The sequence below is a fragment of the Frankia sp. CeD genome, from assembly GCF_000732115.1.
GTDB classification, from domain to species: domain Bacteria; phylum Actinomycetota; class Actinomycetes; order Frankiales; family Frankiaceae; genus Frankia; species Frankia casuarinae.
The window spans coordinates 217254-237714 of sequence record NZ_JPGU01000001.1 but is presented as its reverse complement, the minus strand read 5'-3'; the positions used below and the strand labels follow the sequence as shown (position 1 = coordinate 237714).

Sequence of the window (20461 nt, the reverse complement as noted above, 5' to 3'; positions counted from 1 at the left end):
TTCCGGACTGAGCGGGCAAGCCTCGCCGCACCGTCCGGGCGCTCGTGGCCCGGCGAGACGATGAGCGCCCGGCGCCCGGCGCCCGGCGCTCCGGTTCCGGAGGTTCGGAGTTCCGGAGGTTCGGAGTTCCGGGGGTTCGGGGGTCTGGAGATCCCCCGTTTCCGGGACGGCATCCGAATGTCGCCTGCCTCTCGGGGAACGGACGGTGAAAAGACAAAGATCCGGCCGTGGTGGGAACGTCGGTGTGACGTAGGCCCGGCCGGCGGCTCGGCCCGGCCCGGCGTCGGGGAAGGACTCCACCGGATCTCCTGACGCCATTGGCATGCCGGGTATACACGTGTAGAGTTCCGGGTAGTTCGCGGACCGTTCGATTTTTTAGTTTCGGTGTCTTGATCTGGTCCGCCTACTGCTTCACCCGATGGGATGTACGCCCGTGTCACCTGGTCGTTCACAATTGCGAACCGCTGTCGCGGAGGGAGTGCGGTCTGTGTCCCTGCACACGAATGCACGCATGTATATGTGTGGAAATAACGGTGCAAATCCGGGCAAGATGGCCAGTCTCGCCGGTACGGGAACGCCGTGACCTCCCTGGCGCCTGCGGCGTCCGGCGCCGCAGGCGGCGTGTTCGAGGGTGCGCCCACGATGCCCCTGCCCGTCCTTATGTACCACGGCGTCGGTGATTCGGTGAGTGCGGACTTCCGACGCTGGGAGGTCCCTCCCGGTGCCTTCGCCGAGCAGCTCGAGGCCCTCGTCGAAAGCGGCTACCACCTCACCGGTCTCACTGACGCGCTGGCACATCCCACCCGCCGCCAGGTGGTGATTACCTTTGAGAACGGCTTCGAGGACTTCGTCACCACCGCGGTGCCCGCTCTGCGGGCGATCGGGGCCAGCGCTACCCTGTATGTGCCGACCGCCTTCGTCGGCCGGCGCGCCACCTGGCTGGATGGCTACACCGAGCGCAACCTCCCCCTGTTGGACTGGTCCGACCTCGCCGCGCTCGCCGGGGAGGGCATCGAGCTTGGCTCGCACGGTCACCGTCATCTGGAGCTCGACGTGGTGCCGACCGCTCTGGCGCGGTACGACGTCACCGCCAGCCGGCGGCTGATCGAGGAGAGAACCGGCCGGCGTCCGGACAGCTTCTGCTACCCCTTCGGTTATCACTGTGCGGCGGTGCGCCATGTCGTCGCGGCCGCCGGGTTCGAATCAGCCTGTGAGGTCGGANACCGCATTCATCAACCGACGTTGTCCCGGTTCGCCATCAGCCGATTGATCGTCAATCGGGCCGCTGGGGCGGCCGACATCCTTCGGCTCGTTTCCCAGGGGCATCGCGACGCCCTGCTCAGCGTCCGGCGAGGACTGCAGTCGGGGTGGCGGACATATCGAGCGGCGCGCTGGCGGCTCGGCCGAGGCGCCTGACGACGGGGGCGCGGGAAACTGGAGTCCGGGGCCCGGCGGTTACCGCGTGCTCTCTCACACGACCGCGAGCCGATAGCCCCGCTTGATGACGGTCTCGACCGCGCAGCCGGCCGGTCCCAGCGCGGTGCGTAACCGGGCGACGGTCATCTCGACCGCGNGTTCGTCGGTCAGCCCGGCCGTGCCCGTCCGGCGCAGCAGCTCGGCTCGGGACAGCACCCGGCCGGGACGCTCGGTCAGCGCGTCGAGGACTGCCGCGGTCCTGGGTGCGAGCATCACCGGCTCGCCGTTGACGATCACTGCCCCGCCCTGGACCCGCAGCACGTGCCCCGCGGCCTCGACGGTCCGCACCCGGCGACGCGGGAGCTCGTCGGACAGCGTGCGCACGAGTGCTCCGAGCCGGAACCGGTCCGGGGTCACCGTCGCCACGCCCTGCCGTTCGAGGGGGGCGGCACAGACCGGACCCACGCACGCGGGCAGTACCTCGCCACGCAGCGCGGTCAGCAGTTCGTCGAACTGTCCCATCTCCCGGGCGATCCGTAGCAGGCTCACCACGGCGGGCGCGCTGGTGAAGGTGNNNNCGGAGACCCCGCCGGTGACGATGAGCTCGACCATCCGGCGGACCGGCCGCAGATCGTCCGGTGGTTCCCACCGGTACACCGGTATCTCGACGACCTCGGCACCCGCCGCGCGCAGTCCCTCGACCATGTCTGGCAATGGCTCGCCGTGTAGCTGCACCGCGATGCGCAGCCCGGCCAGGTTCTCCGTGAGCAGATGGGCGACGAGCTCGGCGCCGGANTCCGAGCGGGGCGACCAGCACTCGGTCAGCCCCGCGGCCCGGACGGCGCCGGTGACCTTCGGCCCGCGGGTGAACAGCCGGGCGCCGTCCAGCCGGTCGCGCAGCCGCTCGCCGAGCCCCCAGCCCTCGGCGGCCTCCACCCAGCCGCGGAAGCCGATTGCCGTCGTGGCGATCACCGCGTCCAGCGGCCGGGTGAGGCACTCCCGGGTCGCGGCGAGCAGCAGGCTGTCGTCGGCAAGCGGCACTATGCGCAGGGCCGGGGCATGGACCACCCGGGCTCCGCGCCGTTCGAGGAGGTTCGCGAGCTCGTCGCGGCGACGCGCGGCCGTGACCCCGACGGTGAAGCCGAGCAGCGGTGGCAGCGCGGCGCTGACGGCCGGCTCCCTCGATGTCGCCGACGCCGGGAACATCCCGGGTGCGCTGGTGGTTTCGGGCGGGCTGGTGGTTTCGGGCGGGCTGGTGGTTTCGGGTGTTCCGGCGGTCCCGGGCGCGCCGGACCGGTCGCCAGCGTCGGGCCGCCCGGGACTACGGATTGTCACAAGGCTACCTCCTGGGCTGGGGTCCCGCGCCGATCCCCCGGTCACCGCAGGATCGGCCACGGCCATGTCCACGCGCTTGCCGGTGTGCAACGCCGGTGTTAACCGGCACCGTTGCGTATTCACGACGTCCGCATCGAGCGTTCGTCGGGCATCTCACATCCCGTCGTGTCGTGGAGTGCATGCCTTGTAGCCGGACCGACCTGACTTCGAGTCAGCGTTGACATCCTGGGTTCGTACGGTTCTGGCCGTAGCGGGTGCCCGTTCGGACCGGCACCCATCGGTTCGGACGTGCGGGTGGTGCGCGGATGTCTTCTCGATCACTGGTGGTCGTCGGCCACGGCATGGTGGGGCATCGGTTGTTGGCGGCGCTGCGGGACCGCGACGTCGAGGGGCGATGGGATGTCACGGTCCTCGCGGAGGAACCTCGGCCCGCCTATGACCGGGTGGGCCTCTCGGCGTACTTCACCGGGGCCACCGCGGAGGACCTCAGCCTCGTCGAGGACGGATTCCTTGAGCACCCCCGGCTGCGAGTGCGTCTCGGTGAACCGGTCGTCGCCGTCGATCGGGCCGCCCGGACGGTGACCACCGGTGCCGGCCGCACCTACCGGTACGACGCGCTGGTGCTTGCGACCGGTTCCTACCCGTTCGTCCCACCGGTACCCGGCCGGGAGGCCACCGGCTGCCACGTCTACCGCACGATCGAGGACCTGGATGCGATCTCCGCCTCGGCGCGCGGCAGCCGGACCGGGACCGGTGTGGTCGTCGGTGGCGGCCTGCTCGGCCTGGAGGCGGCGAACGCGCTGCGTAGCCTGGGGTTGGCCACCCACGTCGTCGAGTTCGCGCCCCGGCTGATGCCGGCCCAGGTCGACGAGGCCGGCGGGCAGACACTGCGAGCCCACATCACCGGGCTCGGGATCGGCGTCCACACCGACACGGCCACCGAGCGGATCGAGGCCGATGCCGACGGGCGGGTCGCCCGAATGGTCTTCGCCCGTCACCCCGAGGGGCTGGCCGGCCTCGACACCGACGTCGTCGTGTTCTCGGCGGGGNTCCGCCCNCGGGNCGCTCTGGCCCNCGAGNGCGGNCTCGACGTCGGGGATCGCGGTGGCATCGTCGTCGACGAGGGCTGCCGCACCAGCGACGAGCACATCTATGCCGTCGGCGAGTGCGCCCTGGCGGCCGGACGGGTGTACGGGCTGGTCGCGCCCGGATACGCGATGGCCGAGGTCGTCGCGGACCGTCTGCTTGGCGGCGACGCGACCTTCACCGGCGCCGACATGTCGACCAAGCTCAAGTTGCTCGGCGTCGATGTCGCGAGCTTCGGGGACGCCTTCGGGACGACTCCCGGTGCGCTGCCTATCACGTTCGCCGACCCGGTGGCCAAGGTCTACAAGAAGCTGGTGCTCTCCGACGACGCGCGTAGCGTCCTCGGTGGCATCCTTGTCGGCGACGCGGGGGAGTACGGAACGCTGCGGGCCATGGTCGGCTCCGCCGGGGTCGTGCCGGACGATCCCGCGCGGCTCATCCTGCCGGCCGGCGACGTCGCCGGGGCCGGCGGCTCCGGGGNCGGGGTGGCGCTCTCCGCCGGGGCGCAGATCTGCTCGTGCAACAACGTCACCCACGGTCAGATCTGCGCCGCGATCAGCGCGAATGGCCTTACCGACGTCGCTGGGATCAAGGGGTGCACCAACGCGGGCACGAGCTGTGGCAGCTGCGTGCCGATGCTCAGGACGATCCTCGGCCAGCAGCTCGCCGCCGCGGGCCTCGAAGTGTCGAAGGCGCTGTGCGAGCACTTCGACGTCAGCCGGGCCGAACTGTTCGAGATCGTCCGGGTGCGGGGGATCACGACGTTCTCGCAGCTGATCGCCGAGCACGGTCGGGGCCGGGGCTGCGAGGTCTGCCGGCCGGTGGTGGCCTCGATTCTTGCCTCCCTCTACAACGGGTACGTCCTAGTCGGCGAGCAGGCCGCCTTGCAGGACACCAACGACCACCTGCTCGCGAACATGCAGAAGGACGGCACGTACTCGGTCGTCCCCCGGCTGCCCGGCGGCGAGGTCACGCCCGAGACGCTCATCCTGATTGGCGAGGTGGCCCGGGACTTCAACCTCTATACGAAGATCACCGGCGGGCAGCGCANCGACCTCTTCGGCGCCCGGGCCGAGCAGCTGCCGAAGATCTGGAAGCGGCTGACCGACGCCGGACTCGAGTCCGGACACGCCTACGGCAAGGCGTTGCGGACGGTGAAGTCCTGCGTCGGGGAGACCTGGTGCCGCTACGGCGTACAGGACTCCACCACGTTGGCCGTCGACCTGGAGCTACGCTACCGCGGCCTGCGATCCCCTCACAAGATCAAAATGGCGGTCTCCGGCTGTGCCCGGGAATGCGCGGAGGCGCGGTCCAAGGACGTCGGGGTGATCGCCACCGAGCAGGGCTGGAACCTGTACCTGGGCGGCAACGGCGGTCATCGGCCCCGGCACGCGGNGCTGTTCGCCTCCGACCTCGACACCGAGACGCTCGTCCGCTACATCGACCGTTTTCTGATGTTCTATGTGCGCACCGCCGATCGCCTCCAGCGCACCGCGCCGTGGGTGGAGAGCCTCGACGGCGGCCTTGGGCATGTCCGCGAGGTCATCGTCGACGACTCGCTGGGCATCTGCGCCGAGCTTGACACGGCCATGGCTTACCACGTCGCGACCTATCAGGACGAGTGGAAGACGACGCTGGCCGATCCGGTCGCACTGCGCCGGTTCGCCTCGTTCGTCAACGCCCCCGAGGGGGCCGACCCCGACGTCATCCACGTCCTCGAACGCGGCCAGCCCCGGCCGGCCCGCCCGGCCGAGCGGGCGGCCCTCATCGCCGGTGCCACGCTACCCGTGGTGGCTGACCGTTTCCTTGCCTATCCAGGCTCCTTGCCTATCCAGAGGGACGAAACGGACACAAAAGCCTCTGGATAGGCAAGTAGGCGCATAACGGACGATTTGGAGGCCGCCATGATCTGGACCGACATCTGTGCCCTGGACGATCTGACTCCCGATCGCGGCGTGGCCGCGCTCGTCAACGGCGCCCAAGTGGCCATCTTCCGGCTGAGCGACGGTCCCGTGCTCGCCGTCGGCAACGCCGACCCGATCGGCCTGGCCAACGTGCTCTCCCGGGGTCTCGTCGGCTCCCGCGGAGACCGGGCCGTGGTCTTCTCGCCGTTGCACAAGCAGGCGTTCGACCTGGCGACGGGGGAGTGCCTCGATGCCGAGGGGGTGCGCATCCCCGTCTACCCGGTGCAGGTGCAGGACGGTCGGGTGCTGGTCGGCCCCGTCGCGGCGGCCCGGCCGGTCAGCTGAGGCGATCAGTCGGGCGATCAGCCGAAACGGTCGGCTACGGTGATCGGCCCCGAACGGGCTGGTCAGGCCGCACACTGGGAGAAAGCCGACGCGGGAGGGGACGAAGATGACCGGTGCGCAGACAGCCCCGGGCGGATGGGTGGCCCTTGTCGGTGGCGGTCCCGGGCGGGCGGATCTGATCACCGTACGCGGTCTACGGCTGCTCCAAGCTGCGGATGTCGTGGTGGTCGACCGGCTGGCTCCCCGTGAACTGCTGGACGAGGTGCGACCCGGTACCGAGATCATCGATGCGGGCAAGGCGCCGCACGGTCACAACCTGACCCAGGACGAGATCAACGCGGTGGTCGTCGATCGGGGACTGCGCGGGTTCGGTGTCGTCCGGCTCAAGGGCGGCGATCCGTTCGTCTTCGGTCGTGGCGGCGAGGAGGCTCTGGCCTGCGCCGCGGCCGGCCTGCCCTGCGAGATCGTCCCCGGGGTGACGAGCGCCGTCGCGGTCCCCGCGCTCGCCGGGATCCCGGTGACCCACCGGGGCATCACCCAGGACGTGGCCGTCGTCAGCGGCCACATCGATCCTTCGCATCCCGGTTCCACTGCCGACTGGGACGCGCTCGCTACCGGTCCGGGCACGGTCGTCGTGCTGATGGGCGTCGGGGCACTCTTTGAGATCAGTCACGAGCTGGTGAAGCGGGGCCGCCGGCCGGAGACTCCGACCGCGGTGATCCACGCTGGCGGGACAGCCGATGAGACGNTTATCATCGGGCCCCTGGTGGATATCGCCCAGCTCGCGGCCGAAGCCGCGATCAGTTCTCCCGCGGTCATCGTAATCGGAGATGTGGTTACGCTACGTGATCGACTTGCAGGCGTGATAGGTACCGTCGGGGCGGTCCCAGCGTGGCCGGGCTCAGGAGACGTGACGGGCGGCGAGGACCGCCAGTAGCATCACGATTGCGATCAGTGCGACNATCACCTGCGGTGACATCTGGAAGAAGTTCTGGCGCAGATACTCGCGCGAGGCGCGGCAGGTGGGACACCGGCCTTCGACCACTAGTCCGGCGCAGCGCGCGCAGACGAGATCCTCGCTGCCCATGGCGCCTCCTTCCCACCCGTGACGGATGCNATGATCGGGCGATCGTCGCACTTCCCCGGGATGGGGGACAACACCCGGACGTTCCGGATGGAGCACGACCGCTGGCGACGCGCACGATCGACTTCCACGTTACGCCCGCGCACGGTGGCGTGCCGCTCCGTCAAAGGTCGATCGGGCGGGCGGCGACCCGTCCGGGCTGTTCCCGGAGATTCCGGTCGGGCGTAACCTGCGGTCCCCGACCTTCGTCACGCCCTACCATACGGCTACTGAAAGTCATAGGCGTGCGGGAAGGCGCAATGATTGTTTTGAGTTCCGTGAGCAAGCGGTACCCGAACGGCGACCAGCCGGCGCTGGTCGATGTCACCGCGGAGATCGGTGTCGGTGAGTTCGTCTTCCTCGTGGGTCCGTCCGGATCGGGTAAGACCACATTGCTGCGATTGCTGCTGCGGGAGGAACGAGCGACGTCCGGCCGGGTGCTGGTGGCTGGCCGTGACGTCGCGCGGATCCCGGACCGCAGGGTGCCCCAGTTGCGCCGGCTGGTCGGCTGTGTCTTCCAAGACTTTCGCCTGCTACCGAATCGGACCGTAACGGCGAACATCGCGTTCGCCCTTGACGTGGTCGGCCGTCCTCGGCATGTCGTGCGCAGCGTCGTGCCGGAGGCACTCGACCTGGTCGGCCTCGCGGAGAAGGCGGACCGGTATCCCGACGAACTCTCCGGAGGCGAACAGCAGCGGGTCGCGATCGCCCGGGCGTTCGTTGGCCGTCCACGGATCCTGCTGGCCGACGAGCCGACCGGCAACCTCGATCCGAACACCAGCATCGAGATCGTGAACCTGCTCGACACTGTTCATCAGGCCGGCACCACCGTCGTGATGGCCACCCACAACGCGTCGCTCGTCAACGCGATGCGCCGCCGGGTGCTCGAGCTGAGCGACGGCGCGCTGATCCGGGACGAGGCTCGCGGACGTTACAACCAGGATGATCTGGCGGTGCCGATGATTCCCCGGCCCCGGCCCAGGGTGCCGGCCGACCGGGTCCGCTGATGCGACCGGGTCTGCTGGCGTCGCTGCTGTGGACGGGCCTGCGCCGCAACCTGGCGATGACCTGTGCCATGATCATAACTGTCACGATCTGCCTGGCGTTGCTGGGGTCGGGCCTGCTCCTGCGGGCGCAGGTGCACACCATCGACGACTTCCTGCTCGACCAGATCGAGGTCGTCGTTGATCTCTCCGATGGCATCACCCCGGGCGAGCGGTCTGCCCTCGATGCCGAGATCGCGGCGGATCCACTGGTCGCCGACGTGCGGTACGAAAGCAAACAGCAGGTGTACGACCGTTTCCGCCGGGACTTCCGTGGATCGCCCGACGTCCTCGCCGGTGTCGGACCCGACGACCTGCCCGCGGCGCTACGACTCACGCTTACCGATCCGCGAGCGGCCCGCGACATCGTCGTCACCTACACCGGCCTCGACGGGGTGGAAGCTGTTCGCGACCAGCGCGGCCTGCTTGACCCGTTGTACCGGTTCCTCGACGCCTTCACAGCGGGCGCTTTCGCCCTCGCCGGCGTGCAGGCCCTGGCGTCCTTCGCCCTCATCTACACGATGATCCGGATCTCGGCGCACGCCCGGCGACGGGAGACTTCGATCATGAAGATGGTCGGTGCTTCCAATGGAACAATCCGGGCTCCGTTCGTCTTGGAGATCGCGGCGGTGGGGCTGGTTGGCGGGCTGCTCGCCACGGGCGTGCTTGCGTTGGCCAAGATCTACCTGGTGGACGGCCGGTTCGCGAAGCAGACGATGTTCCCCCTGTTCGGTTGGTCGGCGGTCTGGGAGACCGCGGCCGTCGTGCTGGGGTCGGTGTGCTCGCCGCCGCCGTGATGGCTTCGGTGGCGCTCCGCCGTCATCTGCGGGTCTGAGGCGTCATCCGTCGCTCGGCCCCGGTTCGCTTCGATTCGAACTGGACATCATCCTCGATGAATACTTCCTTGAGATAATCTTCGGGTGACACCTCATATTGGCGTCCCTCCGGGCTCGTCCAGGTGAAATGTCCAGGCCTGGGCTGGCACACGGACCATCCCTTCTGCGTGGATTGATCGGGAGATGATGTGCCCGGCCGCCCCGGTCTTCTCGTAGCTCCTTGCTTGGCGTCACGCCTAGGCCGCTTTTCACCCGAGTGTTTCANCCGGTGATGCCTCCGGCATTTTGGCCCGAGGTTCCGCTCGCTCGTCTGGCCACCTCGACGATGCGGCCTGGTATGATCAAGGTCGCAGTGAATGGAAGGCTGCTCGCATCCCGGAAAGACACATGTAGGGTTTCGAGTTCGGACATGACGAGCCAGGGCGGCCGAGGGAAAGCGACGCCGGCTGACCTCCAGAACTCGTCCTTCCGGCGGATCCATCAGTATCCGCCGCCATGTGCATCGGGGGTTCTCGGCCATCTCGCGAACGAGTCCGGCCGGTATCGGGCCATAACCGGGAAGTTCCGCCGGCCGTTCCGACATACCCAGCAGACAGGAAGCCGACACGACCACCTGCATCTCGATACTGACACGGTCACGATCCCGCCCCATCAGCAGGTCGTAGAAAACGTCGGCCCGACGCTGCTCGAGCCCGCGACCGTCCTGCGCACCGCCCGCTCTCCTCGCCAGAAGGTCCACTCGTCGAAACGCCGCGAGCATGCGGTCCGCCGGAAGCGAGGCCGAGATGCGGCCCATACCATCCGGCTCGGCCCGCACTGTCACCCGACGCGCCTTCGTCGCCCTGCGGCGACGCTGTTCCGCGCCCTGAGGGTCTACCAGCACCACACGCCGTCGAACGGCGGCCGCGAACGCTGCGTGGCTCGGCCGCCCACCCCGGCGCAGAACCGTCTCCGCCACGTCCGCGGCCTGGTCGTCCGACAGGTTGGCCGTCAGTCGTTCCAGCACGGTCAGCCGCTGGGAATCTAGCTCACCATGTTCCAGAGCAGTCAGCGCTGCCGGCATGCGGCGGACGACGCCGACCGCGAAACCCAACTGTTTGTTTCCCGCCGCTGATGACATTCTCAGCTCGGCGGCCAGTTCGTCTCCCGCGAACTCGTGAAATCCCCTAGCAACCCCGCTCTCATCCTCTTCCGTGGGCGGCCGTAGCTGCGCGAACCTCGCTCTCACGAGCAGCCGTGCCGCCTCCCAGCGCGCGATCTCTCGACCGATCTCCACATCTGCCCGGAGACATCCGTCCGCGTCGAGTTCAGCTACACGACGACCATAAACCATCGATGAGTCNAGATGACGGGAAAGAGAACCACGGTCGTCGACTCCGGTGTCGCGGGGGCCCAGAGCCTCTGCTTCCTCGCGCGGCCTGGACNTGCCTGAACTGGACTCGCCCGGACTGGACTGTGAGCCGGGCCGAAGCGATGAACCGGGTCTGGTCACTGGATGCATCATGCCGCCTGTCATGGGCGCGTAGAGGGAGCGGTTGGATCTGCCGGCAGGAATCGCCGCCGATCCGCCTGAACACTCTGGTCATCGAACGTGTGTTCGAGTATAGTACTCGCTGGCACCGTTCATCAAGTCCATCGTCATCAAGTCCGTCGTCTCGACGGCCGAGCAAGCTCGACAGCCGAGCAAGGAGGTGGAAGGTGCTGAACGCCCAGGTCGCGCCGCCGCGGCGGCTCCTCCGCGGGGCGCGCTGACGGCGCTCGTCGCCCTACGGAGCGCTCGGCGACGTCACCCGGGCCACGCTGGCGACCGACGATGGCGCTCACATGATCGATACCATGGGTGTCCTCGCGGTGGAGCCGGCGTGTCACCGACGCGGGAGGCAGGACGTAGGTTCGGAGAAGATTTCGCGAACGGTGTGGGAAGAGGGACAGGACAGTGCCGAGGGAGACGGGGCGCAGACTGATCGCGCAGAACAAGCGCGCCCGGCATGACTACGACATCCTCGACACCTACGAGGCTGGGCTGGTGCTCCGTGGCACCGAGGTGAAGGCGCTGCGGGCCGGGCGGGCCTCGCTCGTCGACGGGTTCGCCCAGATCAACGATGGTGAGATCTGGCTGCACAACGTGCACANNNNCNNNTACACNGAGGGGNCCNGGACGANCCNCGCNCCCCGCCGCAAGCGCAAGATGCTGCTGCACCGGGCGGAGATCGAAAAGCTGGTCGGTAAGACCCAGGAGGGTGGGCTCACGCTGGTCCCGCTCTCGCNCTACTGGAAGGACGGGCGGGCGAAGATCGAAATTGCGCTGGCGCGTGGCCGCAAGTCCTACGACAAACGGCACGCGATCGCGGAGCGGGACGCGGCCCGGGAGATCGGCCGGGCGATGGGCCGCCGAGCCAAGGGGCGCTACCTCTGATAGCCAGCCGTCCATGACACCGTCCGTGGTGCCGCCGATGTTCCTGTCGACGTTTCTGTCGATGTTCCCGTCGTCGTTATCTCGTCGTCGTGCCGCGGATTCGCCGGTTCCGGCAGCATCCGGGTCGCCGTGACCGCCTCCGACGGCGACCGGCTGGCGCAGTTCGAGGCCCTGCTGAGCGCCCAGGGTAAGGCGGTGCTGGCGGCGGCGGTCGCGGCATTTGCCGAGGATGAGCGTGCCGGTGGAGGCGCGGCCCGGGAACTGGCTGTCGGTGCCCGCCTGCGCGCCGAGGGCGTGTCCCCCGCGCTCCTCGCCGCCGCGTTCACTCAGGCGGAGCTGAGGCGGCGCGCGATGGTCAAGTTTGCTCGGGCCGATCGGATGTTCTTCACCCGAGCCGGGTTGGAACAAGCGTCCTCGCAGGCGGCGGCCGAGCATCGGGCCGCGCGGTTCGCCGGTCTGTGCCGGCTCGTCGACCTGTGCACGGGGATCGGCGGGGACGCGTTGGCCCTCGCGCGGGGCCGGGAGATCATGCTCGTCGACCGGGATCCGGTTCATCTGCGGATGGCCGCGCTCAACGTCGCCGTCCACGCGGTCGAGGGCACGACGGTGCTGCCCACGACGGTGCTGCCCACGACCGCGCCGCCCACGGGATCGACCGTGCCGACGGGATGCCTCGAGACGCGCCTGTCCGACGTGCGGGAGGTGGACCTCTCCGGATGCGACGCCGTGTTCGTCGATCCGGCCCGGCGTGCCGGCGACCGTCGGTTGGTGTCGCGGGCGAGCGAGCCGCCGCTGGCCTGGTGCTTCGGGCTTGCCGNCAAGGTTGCGGCCGTCGCGGTGAAGGCCGCGCCAGGGCTGGCGACGGAGCTGGTTCCCCCCGGCTGGGAGATCGAGTTTGTGGCCGACGGACGGGATCTCAAGGAGGCCGTACTGTTTTCACCGGCCCTCGCGACCGCCTCGCGTCGCGCCACTGTGCTGCCCGGGCCGGGCGGCTCGGCGTCCCTGCGGGCCAGGGGAGCGCCGGTGAGCCTCACCGGGACCCCGGATCCAGTCGTCCCGGCGGATACAGGTCGGGCGGGTCGGGTGGGTCGGGTGGGTCGGGTCGGCGAGCTAGCCGGTCGGGTAGCGGCTCCGGGCCGGTTCCTCCACGATCCGAGCCCGGCGGTCACTCGGGCGGGCCTGATCGGCGAGCTCGGGCGGCGCCTCGGAGCCTGGCAGATTGATCCGATGATCGCCTTCCTGACCTCCGACGAGGCAGTGACGACCCCCTTCGCCCGCCTGCTGTGCATCGAGGCCGAGCTGCCCTTCGACGTGCGCCGGATCGCGGACCTGTTGCGGTCTCGTGAGATCGGGTCGCTGGACGTCCGGCGACGCGGTCTCGCCGGCGACGTCGAGGAGATCCGTCGCCGGTTGCTACCCCGCCGTCGTGATCTGATTCCCGGTGGACCGGCCGTCACCGTGGTGATGACGAGGCTGCGTGGAGCTCCCTGGGCCTTCGTCTGCACCCCGGTATCGGATGTCGGGGGTATCGGATGTCGGGGCGGTGGCGACCGACTCTCATGACCGACCGACTCTCATGACCGACCGATCCCGGTGGACGCCATCGGGGGCGAAACAGGAGTGACGTTCATGCGTGTTGCCTTCGTCGGACTGGGCACGATGGGATTTCCCATGGCCGGTCACCTGGTTCGGGCCGGGTTCTCCACCACCGCGTTCAATCGCACGGCCGCGACCGCGGCACGCTGGGCCGAGGAACATTCCGGCCGGATCGCGCCGTCGCCCGCCGCCGCGGCGACCGAGGTCGACGTCGTCTGCCTCTGCGTCGGTGCCGATGACGACGTCCGCGAGGTCGTCCTCGGTGCCGACGGGGTGCTGGGGGCGCTTCGGCCTGGTGCGATCATCGTCGATCACACGACGACCTCCGCGGAACTTGCGGAGGAGATCGCGGCGCGCACCGCCGAGGTCGGCGTCGGTTTCGTCGATGCCCCGGTCTCCGGCGGGGAGGCGGGTGCCATGGCCGGCCGGCTGAGCATCATGTGCGGTGGGGATCCTGAGACGATCGAGCGGGCCAGGCCGGTGCTCGCCGCCTACGGCGCGACCATCACGAGGATCGGGCCGGTCGGTAGCGGACAACTCACCAAGATGGTCAATCAGATTCTGGTGGCGGGAGCCGTCGAAGGGGCGGCCGAGGCCATCAACTTTGCTATTGCCGCCGGTCTGGACACCGATCTGGTGCTTTCCGCCGTGGCCGGCGGCGCCGCCAACTCGTGGTACCTGGCGAATCGTGGTCAGACCATGGTGCGCGACGAGTTCGATTTCGGGTTTGCGGTCGACTGGATGCGCAAGGATCTGCGGATCTGCCTTGCCGAGGCGGGCCGGCGTGGTATCCCGCTGCCGATGATCGAGCTGGCTGAGCGGGATCTCGCAGCTGCCCAGGCGGACGGCGAGGGCGGTCTCGACACGACGGTCGTCATCCGGCAGCGGCGCCGTGCGACCAGGCCGGGCGGCGCGGGTGGCGAAGTCTCTCCGGCTTCCTGATCATGGCGCCGCAACGGTGCCGGTCACGGTGGCGATCAGGCAGCCGGCGACGGTACCGGTCGCCAGGACGAGCGGGACGATCCGGCCGAGATGGAGCAGGCACAGGCCCCCGATCAGGGCTCCGGCGAACATGGCGACGGGGCCGGCGAACCGCCGCGTCCGCCGCGCCCCACCGCGGCCCGTTCCTCCGCCGAGCCGGGAGTCGATGATGATCCCGGTCAACGTGCTGGTCAGCACATTCGTCGGGATGTCCGGAACGGCCATCCGCCGAGCCGTCGCGTGCTGCAGGCCCATCGCGAGGGCCAGCGGGAGGATGACGGCATAGGGCCGGGCCCCGGGGATCTCGGGGATCTCGGGTTCCGTACCGAGTCCCTGGGTGACCAGCGTGGCGATCAGCGCGCCGGCCATCAGCCCGGTCTGCGCGGCCATCGCGATGATCAACCACGAGAAGCGGCGACCGCCGATTATGGTCACCGTGCCGATCCGTCCGGCGATGACGGCTCCGGCCAGGAAGCCAGCCAGGGCCAGCGCCGACAGGTCGGCGGACAGGCCCGGGGCCCCGGCCAGCGCAAAGGCCAGCAGGACGACGTTTCCGGTCATGTTGGCCACGAACACCCGGCCGAGTCCGAGAAAACTGACCGCGTCGACGAGACCGCTGAGGATCGCCAACGCCACCAGCAGAGTCGGCAGCCGCCGACGCTGGTCGGGGGACGGTCGCATGGGCACAGTTTCACCGAGCGACGGCCCGTGCGGCGGAAGGCGGGAACTCCCGGCGCCTCTGATTTCGGCGGCTCTGATCTGATCTTCTGATCTGATCAGAGCCGCAACGGACGGACCGGAGCCGCGGCGAGCGCGGGAGTGCTCCGCCAGTCGACCCCGGGAACGTCGATGTAGAGCTCGATCTCGTTGCCATCCGGGTCGAGGATGTACAAGCTGTGGGTGACCGTGTGATCCGACGCGCCGACGACGGTCACATCCGCGTCGTGCAGANGGGCGAGCACCGCGCGCAGCTCGTCGTCGCTGTCGCCAACCTTCAGCCCGAAGTGGTACAATCCCACCCGCCGGCCCTGGGGTATGGCCGCCGCGTCCTCGCCGACCTCGATGAGGAGCAGCTCGTGGTNGGTGCGTCCGGAGGAGAACGCGGCGGCCGGGGCCCGCAGTGGGTTGCCGTCCGCGCCCGCCGGGTCGGGAAAGATCTGCCGCCAGCCGAGTACGTCCCGGTAGAAGGCGCTGGAACGCTCGATGTCCCGGACGTAGAGGACGAGATGTCCCAGTTCCTTGATCTCCACGGTGATCTCCCGAGGCGCTGGTCGTCTGGTAGCCGTTATCCATACAACAACTCCGTACAACGACGTTGCCCGCGACGGCATGCCCACGGGGCCGGGCCGCTGTGACGCGCGGCCGCCACGCCCGCCACAGCCGCCACATCGGAAACCCGTTGGTACGCGGGGTGCCCGACGTGGGAACATGGAGCCGGCGTCCGAGCGTTGGACGCAGTGACGCGCGCGATGGGTCGGGTTGGCAGGAGCGTCTGTTGGCTGGTGCCGGCGTCTGCGTCTGCGGTACACTGAAACGTCGTAACTGATCAGAACTTGGGGGTGACCGGCTTCGACTCCGGACGTCGAGGCAGGGGAAGCGGGCCGAGGATGAGCGGTTATCTCGTTAACGATCCGTTCAGAACAACAGCTGCCAACAAGACGCAGCCCACTACCCCCACTTACGCGCTCGCCGCTTAAGAGGGACTAGGTAGTCGTCAGTCTGGGAGAGCCTCCGGCCCAGAATCTGACGTCGCTAGGAGGATCACCGGCTGACCTGGTCGCGGGGTCGGTCGGGACATCAAACAGCGACTGAGCCTATGTNGGCTTGCCTGCGTGTCCGACGAGGCTGAGAAACAAGTAGCAGGATGCGCCCGGAGAAGCCCTGTGTCGGGGCCGGAGGACGCGGGTTCGATTCCCGCCACCTCCACAAGCCGGCCCGTCGTGGTTGCCGACCTTTGGTCAGCCTCCCGGCGGGCCGCGATGTTTTCCGGGAGGGACCCCCGGACCCCCGTGCGACCGGCATGGATCTGGTGGGCGGCTGTTCGGTGGTGTCCGGGTGGGCCAAGGCCGGGGCCTCCTGGGGCGAGCCTCCGGGAACCCCGCGGGCGCGATCTGTTGGCGGTTCGGCCGCTGGTGCCGGGTGTGCCTCATGCCGCGGCGTTGCTCGGTGAGGGTTCCGAGGTGCTCGGTTTCGATGACGAGGTCTCCCCGGACCACGATTTCGGCCCTCGTGTGCAGTTGTTCGTCCCGCCGGGCTTTGACACCGAGCCGGTCAACGTCACGCTGGAGAGGCTGCCGGCTCGGTTCGAGGGTTTCCCGGTCATCTATCCGGACAGCGACCGACATGACGGCCGGCCGCACCACCAGGTGGAGGTGACGACCACGCGAGCGTTCTTCGTCGATCGACTCGGTGTCGACCCCGCCGACGGGATGGGTCTGGCGGACTGGCTGTTGGCGCCGACGCAGATCCTGGCGAGTCTCACGGGCGGCGTGGTTCTGCATGACCCGCTCGCTCTTCTTACCGCGCGGCGCCGGGCGCTGGCCTGGTATCCCGATGATGTCTGGCGCTATGTCCTGGCGGCCGGCTGGCTGCGGGTCAGCCAGGAGGAGCCGTTCGTCGGCCGCGCCGGCGGCCGGGACGACGATCTTGGCTCGCGCGTGCTTGCGGCCCGGGTGGCCCGTGACCTTGCCCGGATCGGGTTTCTGCTCGAATGCCGGTGGGCCCCGTACAACAAGTGGCTGATGACCGCGTTCGCGCAGCTGGCCCTCGGCGGCCAGGTCGGTCGGTACCTTCACCGTGCGCTGCGCGCGATGCGGTGGCGGGAGCGTGAGGCGGCGCTGTGTGCCGCGGCCAGTCACCTCGCCGACGTCACGAACCGGCTGGGTCTGGCTGAGCCTGTCGACCCTGCGCCGCGCCGCTTTCACACCCGGGACATCCAGATACTCGGCGCTGACCGCCTCACCCGTGCGTTGACCGATGCGATCAGCGATCCGCAGCTGCGAGCCCTCCTCACCGGTTTCGGACATCGACCTGACGGCCTACTCGGCCATCTCCCGGGCGCGTCGGGCCGCCTGGCGGCGTGGCTTATGACGGTCCACGCCGAATGAGCCGGCGGACGGACCGAAAGACGGGTAGCGTATCTCATCGGATACGTTTGGTGTCGTGATGGAGAGGACCGTAGCGGAGGGGGTCGCAGTGGAGGGGGCATGGCGGATTCGCTGACAGGCCGACTGATCGAATCCGCGCGGCTGGAGGCGGGCCTGTCCGGGGCTGAGCTCGCGCGGCGGGCGGGCACGTCACGGCCGACGTTGGCGGCCTATGAGCACGGGGTGAAGTCACCGACGTTGGAGACCGCGACGCGTCTGCTGGCGGCGGCGGGCTTCCGGCTCGACGCGGTGCCGGTGCCCTCGTTCGAGGTCGTGGTGGACGGGCGGGGGCGACCGTTCACCGTGCCGGATCGGCTGCCTCGGCTCCCGATACGGCAGGCGTTGGCACGGGTGCGCCTGCCTGTCCATCTGAACTGGTCCAACCCCGACCGGACCTACGACCTCGCCGACCGCCGACAGCGCCACAGGCTGTACGAGATCGTCCTGCGAGAGGGGACGGCGGATGACATCCTCGCCTACGTCGACGGGGCACTGCTCGCCGACGCCTGGCCGGAGCTCGTCCTTCCCGCCCCGATCCGGCGCGCCTGGGAACGGGCTGCCTTCAGATGATCACATCGTTGCAGCGGGCGGTTGCGCGGATCTTCTTCGGGCTGCCCGAGAGCGCGGGCTTCGCGGTCGCGGGCGGCGCCGCGCTCATCGTGCGTGATCTCGTCGACCGCGAAACCCGCGACGTCGATCTGTTCACCGCCCTCCCGCCCACGGCATCGATCCCCGACACGGCGGCGGCGTTCGAACGCGCAGCGGCTTCGCAGGGCTGGGCCGTTCGGCGGGTCCAGCTCACGGACAGCTTCGCCAGACTTGTCGTCGAGACAGATGGTGAGGNATTGATCGTGGATCTTGGCGTCGACAGCCCGCCGGACGAACCACCCACCCTCACCGAACTCGGCCCGACACTCAGCGCCCACGACCTGGCGGCCCGCAAGACCCTCGCTCTGTTCGGCCGAGCCGAGGCGCGTGATTTCACCGACGTGTACGACCTGGTGAACGTCTTCGCCAAGGAGGAGCTCGTCCACCTCGCCCAGGCCCAGGATGGCGGCTTCGACCTGCGGGTGTTCGCCGACATGATCGGAACCATCGGCCGGTTCACCGACGACGACCTGGGGCTGCCCGGCCCGGCCGCCGACCGGCTACGCCACTTCTTCTCCGCCTGGCGTCAGGAAATCACCGGCGGCTGAGTGACGACCGGTCCCCATCCGGATTCCAGCTCGACCGTGCCCATGATCGCGGTCACCAGACGGACCGCGGTGTCCGGACCCACCAGAGCCACGGAACACATGTTCGGCTCGGTGGATGATGTTGTCGGTCGGAGACTCACTGGGCATCGTCCCTGGTCAGGAGCCGCTTGGCGACTGGGCGGACAGTGATTTCGGGACCCTGCACCAAGATTGAACGGTGGCGGGGTCAAACGGTCGTAGCGACGGCCCTCGCCCAGCGTGGACGTGACCTCCTCATCGAAGCCCTCGTAGTCGTGGATGGCCCATTCCTCGGCCGCCTCGCCGTGCCGCCGGGCTNGTGAGGTCGCCAGGATGCGGGCAACGGCGCCCTCCAGGTCTTCGACATCATGATCAGCGGCAATCCAGCGGCCGTGTAGCTCGCCGTTGGTGTAGTCGGCGAGGCTGGCCACGTAGACGCGGGGTCCGTCACCTTAGGCGTCGTCCCCGTCAGCTTGCTCAGCCAGGGGCACGATCTCGCCGTCCCGCCAGACGCCTGGTTGCGCCGGCTGGTAGCCGCCGTCTCCGACGACGGGGCACAGCGGTCCGCCGTCCTGGTGCGTCCAGGTGGACTCGTCAAGTCCGACCGAGTGTTCGATGATCTGCTCTTCGCACTCCGGGCAGGCGTAGCCGACCCGTTCGCACCGGTCGTCCTGCTCGTGTCGTTCGAGCTGGACAAGAGCGTCTTCGTAGCGTCGGTACTCCCGGAGGACGGCCTCCCACCGCTGGTCGAGGGCTTCACCGTCCTCCGTCTCCCAGACGTACCGAAAGCCCTGCTCGTCCTGGGAGATGATCGTGCCGCCGCCGGTGCCGTGGTCGACGATCAGGCCGAACCAGCCCAGCTCCTCGGCGCGGCCGATCTCCTCGTCCGGCGGTTCGCCGAACAGTTCGTTCAGTCGGTCTGGATGCAGGAAATGATCTTTCCTGGACGTCTCGTCGGCTTCGGCCAGTTCGGGGGCGACGGCGATCCCGCCGAGCATCCGCGTGCGCTCCCGCGTGGCCTCGATGCGGTCAAGGAGAGCGGCGTGCTCGGCCCAGCCGCTCACCGGACCCTTGTCGGGCCTGGCCTGGCAGTAGGTTCGCAGCGCTTCGACCCACGAGGCGACTTCCGGCGTCTGGGATTCGAGGTCTTCGTACAACTCGTGGTAGACGGTGTCCTCGATAATGTTGCCGGTGCTGGCCAGGCTGTAGAGGGCGCTGACCTGACCACCGTGCAGCTGTCCGGCGATGTAGCGCGCGGTGCGGTCGTCGATGGGCCGCTTCTCCTGGGCGGCGGCCTCGATGCCTCGGCTGATCAGGCGCTCGTCGTATGACTGCTCGGCGGGTGGGGCGCCTTCCTGGTTGATGATCCTTTCGTGTGATGGTGCGTGTTCCATGGGTGTGGTTCCTGTTTAGTTGACCTTGCTGGTGCAGCAGAAAGCCCGGCCGCCACGAGGGCAGCCGGGCTTCCGCGGCCGGGTCAGGTTGCTGTTGGTGAGGTGCCGCCTCGTCGTACGCCCCGCTCGCGCAGCAGGACCTTCACGGAGGTCGGGCCGATCGAGAACTTCTCCGCGAGCGCTTGGGCGGTCGTGCCCGCCCGGTAGAGATCGATCNGGGACTCGATGTCAGCGGGGGAGAGCCGCTCTGTGACCTTGCGCACGGTGGGACGACGCCCGCGGCCGGTGTTGCCCGGCAAGCCGGGCTGAGGGCCTTCGTCGACTTCGTCTAGGACGGTGCAGAGGGTCCGAAGATCGCGGAGGTACCCACAAGAGGGGTTGGAGTATCTCCGGAGGAGGTCCACAAGCTGGCCCGTCGTGGTTGCCGACCTTTGGTCGGCTTCCCGGCGGGCCGCGATGTTTTCCGGGGGGCGACCCCCCGAGCCCCCCGTCCGGCCGGCGTGGAGCTGGCCCGGGGTGGTCAGGTGGTGTAGCCGGGGCGTGGGTCTCCTGGGTGAGCCTCCGGGACCTTGCGGGCGCGATCCGGTGGCAGGGCGGTGGGATCATGGCGTCATCGGCGGTGGNGG

Annotated in this window: 18 protein-coding genes, 1 other RNA gene and 1 pseudogene; 13 read left to right on the top strand and 7 right to left on the bottom strand. The window is 69.0% G+C overall.

Annotation, left to right across the window (positions count from 1 at the left end; translation table 11 throughout):
* The first annotated feature begins 579 nt into the window (after nucleotides 1-579).
* The gene (locus tag CED_RS00915) at nucleotides 580-1416 is read left to right on the top strand and encodes a polysaccharide deacetylase family protein (RefSeq protein ID WP_035908177.1); all 837 of its coding nucleotides are present in this window, start codon (nucleotides 580-582) and stop codon (nucleotides 1414-1416) included.
* 54 nt (nucleotides 1417-1470) lie between these two features.
* Here the strand turns inward: CED_RS00915 and CED_RS00910 are convergent, their stop codons facing one another.
* Nucleotides 1471-2622, bottom strand: coding sequence for a uroporphyrinogen-III synthase (locus CED_RS00910; protein WP_035908176.1), 1152 nt, complete (start codon nucleotides 2620-2622; stop codon nucleotides 1471-1473).
* Between the two features lie 434 nt (nucleotides 2623-3056).
* Here CED_RS00910 and nirB point away from each other — a divergent pair, with 434 nt between their 5' ends.
* From nirB to cobA, 3 genes are all read left to right on the top strand, one after another.
* Complete coding sequence (nirB, locus tag CED_RS00905) at nucleotides 3057-5705, top strand: nitrite reductase large subunit NirB (protein ID WP_035908317.1); 2649 nt, start codon at nucleotides 3057-3059, stop codon at nucleotides 5703-5705.
* A 36-nt stretch (nucleotides 5706-5741) separates the two neighbouring features.
* The gene (nirD, locus tag CED_RS00900; protein WP_011435248.1) at nucleotides 5742-6086 is read left to right on the top strand and encodes a nitrite reductase small subunit NirD; all 345 of its coding nucleotides are present in this window, start codon (nucleotides 5742-5744) and stop codon (nucleotides 6084-6086) included.
* A gap of 106 nt (nucleotides 6087-6192) precedes the next feature.
* Nucleotides 6193-7023: a uroporphyrinogen-III C-methyltransferase gene (gene cobA / locus CED_RS00895; RefSeq protein WP_035908175.1), complete on the top strand. Its 831-nt coding sequence runs from the start codon at nucleotides 6193-6195 to the stop codon at nucleotides 7021-7023.
* Here cobA and CED_RS00890 read toward each other — a convergent pair.
* A complete protein-coding gene (locus tag CED_RS00890) occupies nucleotides 6988-7173 on the bottom strand; it encodes a hypothetical protein (RefSeq protein ID WP_035908174.1) in 186 nt (61 codons plus the stop codon). The genes cobA and CED_RS00890 overlap by 36 nt on opposite strands.
* Before the next feature lie 296 nt (nucleotides 7174-7469).
* Here CED_RS00890 and ftsE point away from each other — a divergent pair, with 296 nt between their 5' ends.
* Together ftsE and ftsX are read left to right on the top strand one after the other, a co-directional pair.
* Entirely contained in the window at nucleotides 7470-8216 is a 747-nt protein-coding gene (ftsE, locus tag CED_RS00885; RefSeq protein WP_035908172.1) for a cell division ATP-binding protein FtsE, read from the top strand.
* Nucleotides 8216-9087 (top strand): annotated as a pseudogene (gene ftsX / locus CED_RS00880) (permease-like cell division protein FtsX). Before ftsE ends, ftsX begins: the two are co-directional and overlap by 1 nt.
* On the opposite strand, the gene CED_RS21995 reads toward ftsX, so the two are convergent.
* The gene (locus tag CED_RS21995; RefSeq protein ID WP_235186837.1) at nucleotides 9072-10421 is read right to left on the bottom strand and encodes an HNH endonuclease signature motif containing protein; all 1350 of its coding nucleotides are present in this window, start codon (nucleotides 10419-10421) and stop codon (nucleotides 9072-9074) included. The pseudogene ftsX and the gene CED_RS21995 sit on opposite strands and share 16 nt — an antisense overlap.
* A 603-nt stretch (nucleotides 10422-11024) precedes the next feature.
* Between CED_RS21995 and smpB the strand changes: the two genes are divergently transcribed.
* From smpB to CED_RS00855, 3 genes are all read left to right on the top strand, one after another.
* Complete coding sequence (gene smpB, locus CED_RS00870) at nucleotides 11025-11504, top strand: SsrA-binding protein SmpB (protein WP_035908169.1); 480 nt, start codon at nucleotides 11025-11027, stop codon at nucleotides 11502-11504.
* A gap of 129 nt (nucleotides 11505-11633) precedes the next feature.
* Nucleotides 11634-13067: a hypothetical protein gene (locus CED_RS00860; protein ID WP_035908164.1), complete on the top strand. Its 1434-nt coding sequence runs from the start codon at nucleotides 11634-11636 to the stop codon at nucleotides 13065-13067.
* 66 nt (nucleotides 13068-13133) lie between these two features.
* Nucleotides 13134-14042, top strand: coding sequence for an NAD(P)-dependent oxidoreductase (locus tag CED_RS00855; protein ID WP_011435256.1), 909 nt, complete (start codon nucleotides 13134-13136; stop codon nucleotides 14040-14042).
* Here the strand turns inward: CED_RS00855 and CED_RS00850 are convergent, their stop codons facing one another.
* Complete coding sequence (locus CED_RS00850) at nucleotides 14043-14762, bottom strand: YoaK family protein (protein ID WP_011435257.1); 720 nt, start codon at nucleotides 14760-14762, stop codon at nucleotides 14043-14045.
* A 95-nt stretch (nucleotides 14763-14857) separates the two neighbouring features.
* Nucleotides 14858-15331 carry a VOC family protein gene (locus CED_RS00845; protein WP_035908163.1) on the bottom strand — a complete coding sequence of 158 codons (474 nt, stop codon included), beginning with the start codon at nucleotides 15329-15331 and terminating at the stop codon, nucleotides 14858-14860.
* Between the two features lie 305 nt (nucleotides 15332-15636).
* Between CED_RS00845 and ssrA the strand changes: the two genes are divergently transcribed.
* From ssrA to CED_RS00830, 4 genes are all read left to right on the top strand, one after another.
* Nucleotides 15637-16010, top strand: a transfer-messenger RNA (tmRNA) gene (ssrA, locus tag CED_RS21805).
* A gap of 203 nt (nucleotides 16011-16213) precedes the next feature.
* Nucleotides 16214-17188: a DUF4037 domain-containing protein gene (locus tag CED_RS00840; RefSeq protein ID WP_235186836.1), complete on the top strand. Its 975-nt coding sequence runs from the start codon at nucleotides 16214-16216 to the stop codon at nucleotides 17186-17188.
* 99 nt (nucleotides 17189-17287) lie between these two features.
* Nucleotides 17288-17797 carry a helix-turn-helix transcriptional regulator gene (locus CED_RS00835; RefSeq protein WP_023841182.1) on the top strand — a complete coding sequence of 170 codons (510 nt, stop codon included), beginning with the start codon at nucleotides 17288-17290 and terminating at the stop codon, nucleotides 17795-17797.
* Nucleotides 17794-18423, top strand: a complete 630-nt coding sequence (locus CED_RS00830; RefSeq protein ID WP_051868610.1) for a nucleotidyl transferase AbiEii/AbiGii toxin family protein — start codon at nucleotides 17794-17796, stop codon at nucleotides 18421-18423. Before CED_RS00835 ends, CED_RS00830 begins: the two co-directional genes overlap by 4 nt.
* Here the strand turns inward: CED_RS00830 and CED_RS25945 are convergent.
* Entirely contained in the window at nucleotides 18402-18872 is a 471-nt protein-coding gene (locus CED_RS25945; protein ID WP_051868609.1) for an antirestriction protein ArdA, read from the bottom strand. The two genes, CED_RS00830 and CED_RS25945, sit on opposite strands and share 22 nt — an antisense overlap.
* Nucleotides 18873-18893: 21 nt before the next feature.
* Nucleotides 18894-19835 carry a hypothetical protein gene (locus CED_RS00820; protein ID WP_035908161.1) on the bottom strand — a complete coding sequence of 314 codons (942 nt, stop codon included), beginning with the start codon at nucleotides 19833-19835 and terminating at the stop codon, nucleotides 18894-18896.
* Nucleotides 19836-20461 lie beyond the last annotated feature (626 nt).